At 70.3% G+C, this 9799-nt stretch carries 3 protein-coding genes and 1 tRNA gene; 3 read left to right on the top strand and 1 reads right to left on the bottom strand.

The features are described 5' to 3' along the window. The first annotated feature begins 165 nt into the window (after positions 1-165). Both IE108_RS23735 and IE108_RS23730 read left to right on the top strand, forming a co-directional pair. Entirely contained in the window at positions 166-828 is a 663-nt protein-coding gene (locus IE108_RS23735; protein WP_064730133.1) for a DegT/DnrJ/EryC1/StrS family aminotransferase, read from the top strand. Positions 829-906: 78 nt separating this feature from the next. After that, a tRNA-Thr gene (locus IE108_RS23730) sits at positions 907-982 on the top strand. Between the two features lie 56 nt (positions 983-1038). Here the strand turns inward: IE108_RS23730 and IE108_RS23725 are convergent. After that, entirely contained in the window at positions 1039-3789 is a 2751-nt protein-coding gene (locus IE108_RS23725; protein WP_064730134.1) for a SpoIIE family protein phosphatase, read from the bottom strand. Positions 3790-4180: 391 nt separating this feature from the next. Here IE108_RS23725 and IE108_RS23720 point away from each other — a divergent pair, with 391 nt between their 5' ends. Further along, positions 4181-9652: a HAMP domain-containing protein gene (locus IE108_RS23720; protein WP_189397753.1), complete on the top strand. Its 5472-nt coding sequence runs from the start codon at positions 4181-4183 to the stop codon at positions 9650-9652. Positions 9653-9799 lie beyond the last annotated feature (147 nt).

The following is a 9799-nucleotide window of genomic DNA, read 5'->3' as shown; positions in this document are numbered from 1 at the left end:
GCCGATGGTACTGCAGGGGGGACCCTGTGGGAGAGTAGGACGCCGCCGAACAATCATTGAAAGGGTTGGACCCAGAACTTCGGTTCTGGGTCCAACCCTTTTTTGTTTACCGTCACTTGAAGTTCACATTGCGCTACGACGATCCTTCGTATGGGTACCTCAGCAATGCTAAGGGCCGCCGGCGTCGGAGTCGGTGACGAGGTCGTCGTACCTGCCTTCGGCAACGTGGAAGTCGCCGAGGCCGTGGCCATGGCCGGTGCGCTGCCGGTGTTCGCCGACATAGACCCGGCGACCTACTGCCTCGACGCCGCCGCGGTGGAGGCGTCGTTGACGTCGCGGACGGCAGCCGTCGTCGCCGTGCACCGGTTCGGACGGCCGGCCGACATGGGCCCGCTGCACGCGATCGGCCGGCGGCACGGGCTCCTCGTGCTGGAACAGGGCGAGTCCGAGGTGCCCTACGACGAGATAGCGCGGCGCAGGGAACGGGCGGCCTACCTCGACGGGAAACTGAGGGGCGTGCGGACCCCCGACTGGGGCGACGGGCACACCTATCAGCAGTACGTCGTGCGGGTGCCGGGCAACGGCCGGCCGGACCGGGACGCCTTCGCACGCGCCGTGAGGGGACGCGGAGTCGACTGCCGGGTGCCGGTGAAGACGCCCGTGCACCGGCTGCCCGGATTCCGCCGGTGTGTGTCGCTGCCGGAGACCGAACGGGCCGTCGACGAGACGCTCGCCCTGCCGGTCGACGCCTCGCTGACCAGGCGGGACATGCAGCGGATAGTGTCCGCGTGCAACGCGCTGGGCGGTCTTCTGCAGCCCGCGTTCTGACCGGGCGGATGGTTGGGAGCACCCGTTCGTTCGGGGTATGATCTATTCCGTTGCCGCGGGGAAACCCGAAAGCGACAAGCCCCCATAGCTCAGTCGGCAGAGCGTCTCCATGGTAAGGAGAAGGTCAACGGTTCGATTCCGTTTGGGGGCTCCATCACGAAGGCCCCGCCCATTCGGGCGGGGCCTTTCGCATGCCCTGATCGGTCCGGGTCAGTCGGCGTGGGGCTCCGGTACGCGCATCGCGAGGATCGCCATGTCGTCGGACGGGGCGTCAGAGGCGAAACGCTCCACCGCACGCATGATGCGTGCGGCCACCGCACCCGCCGTCAGACCCGTGCACGACGTCAGGACGTCGGCGAGGCCATCGTCGCCCAGCATGCGGGTGCCCTCGCGGCGCTCGGTGACGCCGTCCGTGACACAGAGCAGGACGTCGCCCGGGTCGAGGGTGACCGTCTCCTCGTAGAGCTCCAGGTCCTCGATCACGCCGAGGAGCGGCTGGGGCTCGGCGGCCGGTTCGACCGAGCCGTCCTGGCGCAGGCGGAGCGGCAGCGGGTGCCCGGCGCAGACCACCTTCAGCTCCGCGCTGCCGTCCTCCTGCGGCCGCATCTCGCCGTACAGCAGCGTCAGGAAGCGGCTGCGGGCGCCCTCGTCGAGGATGGCCGAGTTGAGGCGCTCCAGGACCGCCGGGCCGCTGAGGCCCTCGCGGGCGAGCAGGCGCAGGGCGTGCCGGGCCAGGCCCGTGACGGCCGCCGCGTTCGGGCCCGTACCGCAGACGTCGCCGATGGCGAAGCCGTAGGCGCCGTCGCTGATCGGGAAGAGGTCGTAGAAGTCTCCGCCGACCTCGTTGCCCTCGCCGGCCGCGCGGTAGATGACCTCGACCTCGACGCCGTCGATGAGGGGCAGTTCGGGCGGCAGGAGGCTGCGCTGGAGGGACTGGCTGATGGCCGTGCGCTCCGAGTACAGGCGGGCGTTGTCCAGGGCCAGGGCGGCACGGCGGGAGAGGTCCTCGGCGAGTTCCAGGATCTCCTGGCGGAAGTGGTCGTCCGTGGGCTTGCCGAGGGTGAGCATGCCGATGACGCGGTTGCGGGCGACCAGCGGGAGGACCACCGTCTCGCCGCCCACCGCGGAGGCGGTGGCGAGGGTCGGGCCGATGCCGCTGCTCAGCTGGTGGGGCGAGCCGCCGCTGAGGCCGAGGTCGCGCATGGAGGTGCGCAGCGCCGCCTGGTGGGCCATCTCGGCCGGCGCCGTCCACACGCGGGCACCCGGGGTGGGGACCGGGTCGGGCGGCGCGATCTTCGACAGCAGGGACTTGATGCCGTCGATCAGCTCCTCGTCCTCGTGCAGGACGTAGGAGAGGTACGGGTCGGAGGCCTGGTCGGCGATGGTGTAGACAGCGCACCAGGTGGCGAGGGTGGGAACCGTCATCTGGGCCATCAGGGCCAGCGTCTGGTCGCGGTCGAGGGTGCCGGCGAGGAGGTCGGAGGCCTCGACGAGGAAGCTGAGCGAGCCGCGGCGCAGCCGCTCCAGCTCGCCCAGGCGTGCCGACTCGACGGCCAGGGCGATGCGGTCGGCGGCGAACTGGAGGCGCAGCGCCTCCTCGTTGGAGTACCGGCCGGGTGCCTCCGCCGCGACGCCGAGGGAGCCGGTGAGGCGGCCCTCCACCTTGAGGGGGACGGTGACGACCGAGCGCATGCCGGTGCTGTTGAGCAGCGGGACGGCGCCGGGGACGGACTCCAGGTCGTCGTGGACGGCGGGCATGCGGGCGGAGCCGTAGCGGCCGGGGCCGGCCTCCACGGGGACGCGGGCGAAGCGCTGGCGCGCGGAGGGCAGGCCGGTGGAGGCGCGGACCTCCAGTTCCGTCTCGTCGTCGGTGGCCAGGAGCAGGAAGGCGGCGTCGGCGTCGAGCATGTCGCGGGCGCGTTCGACCGTGCGCTGGAGGAGTCCGTCGAGGTCGTCCGGGGCGGGGGAGCCGATGAAGACCTCGAACGGGTCGGTGCTCTGGCCCTCGGAGGACGAGGTGTCGGCGGCCGGTACCCGCATCGGGGTCTGGAGGACCGCGCGCTCGTGGTCCCGGACGAGGAGGCAGACCGTGGACGGTTCGCCCTCGGCGTCGCGGACGCGGAGGTGGGAGGCGTAGACCGGCGTGACGCGGCCGTTGGCGCCGCGCATGCCGTAGCTGCCCTCCCAGCGGGAGAGCTGGAGGGCCTCGGCGATGCCGGTGCTGGTGCCCGGCGTGTGCGGCCAGGCGGCGAGGTCGGTGAGCGGCTTGCCGACGACCTGCTCGGCGGCGTAGCCGAAGAGGTCCTCGGCGTCCTCGTTCCAGGACGTGACGGAGCCCGTGCGGTCGATCTGGACGACGGCGACGCGGACCCGGCCGTCGGCGAGCGGCAGCAGGTCGGCGGGGAGCGAGGGGCCGGCCGTGCGGGTGCCGACCGGGCGCTCGGGCAGGTGGAGGTGGAACCAGACGTTCTTGTGCGTGGGCGTGTACTCCACGCCCCAGCGGTCGGCGAGGGCCGCGCAGAGCTGGAGGCCGCGGCCGCCCTCCCGGTCGGGGCTGCCCATGCCGGCGGGGGAGCCCTGAAGCGGGACCTCGCGTTCCGGATAGTGGTCGGCGACCTCGATCCGTACGCCGTCGTCGCTGCGCATGCACTCGACGTCGGCGGTGGTGCCGGCGTGCACGACGGCGTTGGTCACGAGTTCGCTGGTCAGCACCACGGCGTCGTCGACGATGTCGGCATGGCCCCAGCCCTGGAGCGTGTCGCGGACGAAGGACCGGGCACTCGCCACGGACCGCCCGACGGGCTCGAAGCTGGCGGCCGCGCGCGCGGTGATCACAGAACTCCTCGACCCTCTCTCCCCTTGCACGGCCTCCTGGCCGACCGGGTCGTGCCGCTGCTGCGGCAGTCCGCCCGTCGGCCCGGGATCCGGGGGCTGCTCCCCCGGGATCAGTCCGGTGGTCATTCCGGCCGCCCCTCCGATGCCCGCTTCGTCTCCGTGCCACCGTCCAGACCGGACGCACCGGTGTGGCTGGACAGCCGCATGCAAGGTTACTTACCTTCGCCGTCCATGCGGATGCCGGTCTGCAGTGTTTCCGCCCAGAGGGTGTGCGGACGATGTGCGAAGCTGCCGAACTGTTATGGCCTGGTTCGGCCGGGGTGAAACACTGGGCAGGCTTCTTGTGAGGTCCGGGCAGGTGAATGCACGCCGAGTGGATTGGGCAGCAGCCCCTGGAGCGGTCCGGTGAGCCGGGCCGGCCCCCTCGGCATCACAGGCAGTACGCGGCAGTAACCGGTCCGCCGAGCGGTGGCAGCCGGGCACAGCAGTATCGGTCGACCCCTGCGGGAGGGACACAGTGGAGTCTGGCGCAGCGACGCGGGCCACGAAGACGCGCGCGAAAGGCGGACCGTCCCTGAGTAAGAAGGGCACATCGCGGGGCGGCAGTACGCCGGTGGACACGGCCGCGCTGAATCGCCTGCTCGCGGCGCTGGTCTCGATGCGGGAGGGCAACTTCCGCAAGCGGCTGACGGTGTCCGGCGACGGCGTGATGTCGGAGATCGCGGCCGTCTTCAACGAGGTGGCCGACCGCAATCTGCACCTCACGGGCGAGCTGGCGCGGGTGCGGCGCGTGGTCGGGCGTGAGGGGAAGCTCACCGAGCGGCTGGAGACGGGGGCCTGCGACGGCGCCTGGGCGACCGCGATCGACAACTCGAACGCGCTGGTCGACGACCTCGTACGGCCCGTCTCCGAGGTCAGCCGGGTGCTGTCGGCGGTGGCGGACGGTGATCTGTCGCCGCGCATGGAGCTGCGGACGCAGGTGGAGGAAGGGGCCGGGCAGCCGCTGCGCGGTGAGTTCCTGAAGGTCGGGCGGACCGTGAACAACCTGGTCGACCAGCTGTCGACCTTCACCGACGAGGTCACGCGGGTGGCCAGCGAGGTCGGGACCGAGGGCAAGCTGGGCGGCCAGGCCCGGGTGCGCGGGATGTCCGGTTCGTGGAAGGACCTGACGGACTCCGTCAACACCATGGCGTACCGGCTCACCGCGCAGGTGCGGGACATCGCGCTGGTGACGACGGCGGTGGCCAAGGGCGACCTGTCGCGCAAGGTGACGGTGCACGTGGCCGGCGAGATGCTGGAGCTGAAGAACACCGTCAACACGATGGTGGACCAGCTCTCGGCGTTCTCCTCCGAGGTGACGCGGGTGGCCCGCGAGGTGGGCACCGAGGGCGCCCTGGGCGGGCAGGCGCAGGTGCCGGGCGTGGCCGGGGTGTGGAAGGAGCTGACCGACTCCGTCAACACCATGGCCGGGAACCTGACGGCCCAGGTGCGCGAGATCTCCCACGTGACGACGGCGGTGGCCAACGGCGACCTGTCGAAGAAGGTGACGGTGCCGGCTAGGGGCGAGGTCGCGCAGCTCGCCGAGACGATCAACCAGATGACCGAGACGCTGCGGATCTTCGCGGACGAGGTCACGCGCGTGGCCAACGAGACCGGCGGCGAGGGCCAGCTGGGCGGTCAGGCGAACGTGCCGGGCGCGGCCGGGATCTGGAAGGACCTGACGGACTCCGTCAACACGGTCTTCCGGAACCTGACCACGCAGGTGCGGGACATCGCCGCGGTGACGACCGCCGTGGCCAGTGGTGACCTGTCGCAGAAGGTCACGGTGGACGTGGCCGGCGAGATGCTGGAGCTGAAGAACACCGTCAACACGATGGTGGACCAGCTCTCCAGCTTCGGTGCCGAGGTGACGCGGGTGGCCCGTGAGGTCGGGGTCGAGGGCGAGCTGGGCGGCCAGGCGCAGGTGCCGGGTGCGGCGGGGACGTGGAAGGACCTCACGGACTCGGTCAACACCGCGTTCCGCAACCTCACCGGCCAGGTGCGGAACATCGCCCAGGTGACGACGGCGGTGGCCAACGGCGACCTGTCGCAGAAGGTCACGGTGGACGTCTCCGGCGAGATGCTCCAGCTGAAGAACACCGTCAACACCATGGTCGACCAGCTCTCCAGCTTCGCCGACCAGGTGACCCGGATGGCCCGGGACGTGGGCACGGAGGGCCGCCTCGGCGGTCAGGCCCGGGTGGACGGCGTGTCGGGGACCTGGAAGGAGCTGACGGACTCCGTCAACTCGATGGCGGGGAACCTGACCTCCCAGGTGCGCAACATCGCGCAGGTGACGACGGCCGTGGCGCGCGGTGACCTGTCGCAGAAGATCACAGTGGACGCGCGCGGGGAGATCCTTGAGCTGAAGAACACCATCAACACGATGGTGGACCAGCTGTCGTCCTTCGCGGAGCAGGTCACGCGGGTGGCCCGCGAGGTGGGCACCGAGGGGCGTCTCGGCGGCCAGGCGCAGGTCCCCGGCGTGGCCGGTGTGTGGCGCGACCTCACCGACTCGGTGAACGGCATGGCTGGCAACCTCACCGCCCAGGTGCGCAACATCGCCCAGGTCGCGACGGCCGTGGCGCGCGGTGACCTGTCGCAGAAGATCACCGTGGACGCGCGCGGGGAGATCCTTGAGCTGAAGAACACGCTGAACACGATGGTGGACCAGCTGTCGTCGTTCGCCCAGGAGGTCACGCGCGTCGCGCGCGAGGTGGGCACCGAGGGCATCCTCGGCGGCCAGGCGGAGGTCCAGGGGGTCTCCGGCACCTGGAAGGACCTCACCCAGTCCGTGAACGGCATGGCCAACAACCTGACCATGCAGGTGCGCAACATCGCCGAGGTCACCACGGCCGTGGCCAAGGGCGACCTGTCGAAGAAGATCACCGTCGACGCGAAGGGCGAGATCCTCGAACTGGTCACCACCGTGAACACGATGGTCGACCAGCTGTCGTCGTTCGCGGAGCAGGTCACGCGGGTGGCCCGCGAGGTGGGCACGGAGGGCATCCTCGGCGGCCAGGCGCACGTGCCGGGTGTCGTGGGCATCTGGAAGGACCTGAGCGACAACGTCAACCTGATGGCGAAGAACCTCACCGTGCAGGTGCGGAACATCTCGCAGGTGGCGGCGGCGGTGGCCAACGGCGACCTCACCCGGACGGTGACGATCGAGGCGCGCGGTGAGGTCGCCCAGCTCGCCGAGACGTTCAACACCATGGTGAAGACGCTGAGTTCGTTCGCGGAGCAGGTGACCAAGGTGGCCCGCGAGGTGGGCACGGACGGCATCCTCGGTGGTCAGGCGCACGTGCCGGGCGTGTCGGGTACGTGGAAGGACCTCACCGAGTCGGTGAACCAGATGGCGTCCAACCTGACCGGTCAGGTGCGCAACATCGCCATGGTCACCACCGCCATCGCCAAGGGCGACCTCACCAAGAAGATCGACATCGACGCGCGCGGGGAGATCCTGGAGCTGAAGACGACCATCAACACGATGGTCGACCAGCTGTCGTCCTTCGCGGAGGAGGTCACCCGCGTGGCCCGCGAGGTGGGCACCGAGGGGCAGCTGGGCGGCCAGGCGCGGGTGCGGGACGTGGACGGCACCTGGCGGGACCTGACCGAGTCGGTGAACGAGATGGCCGGGAACCTCACCCGGCAGGTGCGTGCCATCGCGCGCGTGGCGACCGCGGTGACGCGCGGCGACCTGAACCTGAAGATCGACGTGGACGCCTCCGGCGAGATCTCCGAGCTTCAGGACTACATCAACAAGATGATCGCCAACCTCCGCGACACCACGATCGCCAACAAGGAGCAGGACTGGCTCAAGGGCAACCTGGCCCGGATCTCGGGCCTGATGCAGGGCCGCCGGGACCTCCAGGACGTGGCCTCGCTGATCATGAGCGAGCTGACCCCGGTGGTCTCCGCCCAGCACGGGGCGTTCTTCCTGGCGATGCCCCTGGTCGACGGCCAGGACCAGGCGGGCGCCCAGGAGGACCAGTACGAGCTGCGCATGCTGGGGTCGTACGGCTACTCGATGGGCTCGATGCCCACCTCGTTCCGGCCGGGGGAGGCGCTCGTCGGGACGGCCGCCGAGGAGAAGCGCACGATCCTCGTGGAGAACGCGCCGAGCGGCTATCTCAAGATCTCCTCCGGGCTGGGGGAGGCCCCGCCGGCCCAGGTGATCGTCCTGCCGGTGCTCTTCGAGGGGCAGGTGCTCGGCGTGATCGAGCTGGCCTCCTTCACGCCGTTCACGCAGATCCAGAAGGACTTCCTGAACCAGATCGCCGAGATGATCGCGACCAGCGTGAACACGATCTCCGTCAACACCAAGACGGAGGTCCTGCTGAGCCAGTCGCAGGAGCTGACCGAGCAACTGCGGGAGCGGTCCGAGGAGCTGGAGCAGCGGCAGAAGGCGCTCCAGTCGTCCAACGCCGAACTGGAGGAGAAGGCCGAGCTGCTGGCGCAGCAGAACCGCGACATCGAGGTGAAGAACACCGAGATCGAGGAGGCGCGGCAGGTCCTGGAGGAGCGTGCCGAGCAGCTCGCGGTGTCGATGCGCTACAAGAGCGAGTTCCTGGCCAACATGTCGCACGAGCTGCGTACGCCGCTCAACTCGCTGCTGATCCTCGCCAAGCTGCTCGCTGACAACGCGGACGCCAACCTGTCGCCCAAGCAGGTCGAGTTCGCCGAGACGATCCACGGCGCCGGGTCCGACCTGCTCCAGCTCATCAACGACATCCTGGACCTGTCGAAGGTCGAGGCGGGCAAGATGGACGTCTCCCCGACGCGCATCGCGCTCGTCCAGCTCGTCGACTACGTGGAGGCCACCTTCCGGCCGCTGACCGCGGAGAAGGGCCTGGACCTGTCGGTGCGGGTGTCGCCCGAGCTGCCCGCCACACTGCACACGGACGAGCAGCGGCTGTTGCAGGTGCTGCGCAACCTGCTGTCGAACGCGGTGAAGTTCACCGACTCGGGCGCGGTCGAGCTGGTCATCAGGCCGGCCCGGGACGACGTCCCGCAGGGCATCCGGGAGCAGTTGCTGGAGGCGGGTTCGATGACCGATCCGGATGCCGAGCTGATCGCGTTCTCCGTGAGCGACACCGGGATCGGCATCGCGGCCAGCAAGATGCGGGTGATCTTCGAGGCGTTCAAGCAGGCGGACGGCACCACCAGCCGCAAGTACGGCGGCACGGGGCTCGGGCTGTCCATCTCGCGGGAGATCGCCCAGCTGCTGGGCGGGGAGATCCACGCGCAGAGCGAGCCGGGGCGCGGTTCGACGTTCACGCTCTACCTCCCGCTGCGCCCGAGCGAGCTGCCCTCGCACGGCTACCCGCAGCCCCTGCCGCCCGCCGGCGGACGCGAGCTGCCGGCCGCCCCCGCGCCCGCGGACGAGCAGCCGGAGTCGGAGGTGGAGACGCCGGCCGAGGTGCGGTCGTACCAGGACTCGCAGAACGGCGCCGCGGCGCTGTTCCGGCGCCGCCGCCGTACGGCCGAGACGGACGAGCTGCCGGCGGTGCGGGAGCGGCAGCCGGACGCGGAGCGGGAGGCGACGGCGCAGGCCGCCCGGGGGATCCGGTTCGGCGGGCAGAAGGTGCTGATCGTCGACGACGACATCCGCAACGTCTTCGCGCTCACCAGCGTCCTGGAACAGCACGGGCTGTCCGTGCTGTACGCGGAGAACGGACGCGAGGGCATCGAGGTCCTGGAGCAGCACGAGGACGTGGCGGTGGTCCTGATGGACATCATGATGCCCGAGATGGACGGGTACGCGACGACCACGGCGATCCGGCGGATGCCGCAGTTCGCCGGGCTGCCGATCATCGCGCTGACCGCCAAGGCGATGAAGGGCGACCGGGAGAAGGCCATCGAGTCGGGCGCCTCCGACTACGTCACCAAGCCCGTCGACCCCGATCACCTGCTGACCGTGATGCAGCAGTGGATGCGCGAGGAGTGATCATCGCCAGGGTCTCGTGGCGTGCGTACGGCCCCCTTCGTGCGGGTCGTCCGGGCAGTGTGCGAACGTGGGGTGTGCGTGAACGGCATCAACCCCGGGGACGCGCACGCGGTCGCTGACTCAGCGTGCCCGGGGCCGTGTAGAAGT

This window comes from Streptomyces parvulus (assembly GCF_014648855.1).
GTDB classification, from domain to species: Bacteria; Actinomycetota; Actinomycetes; order Streptomycetales; family Streptomycetaceae; genus Streptomyces; species Streptomyces parvulus.
This window is presented reverse-complemented; position numbering and strand designations above follow the sequence as displayed.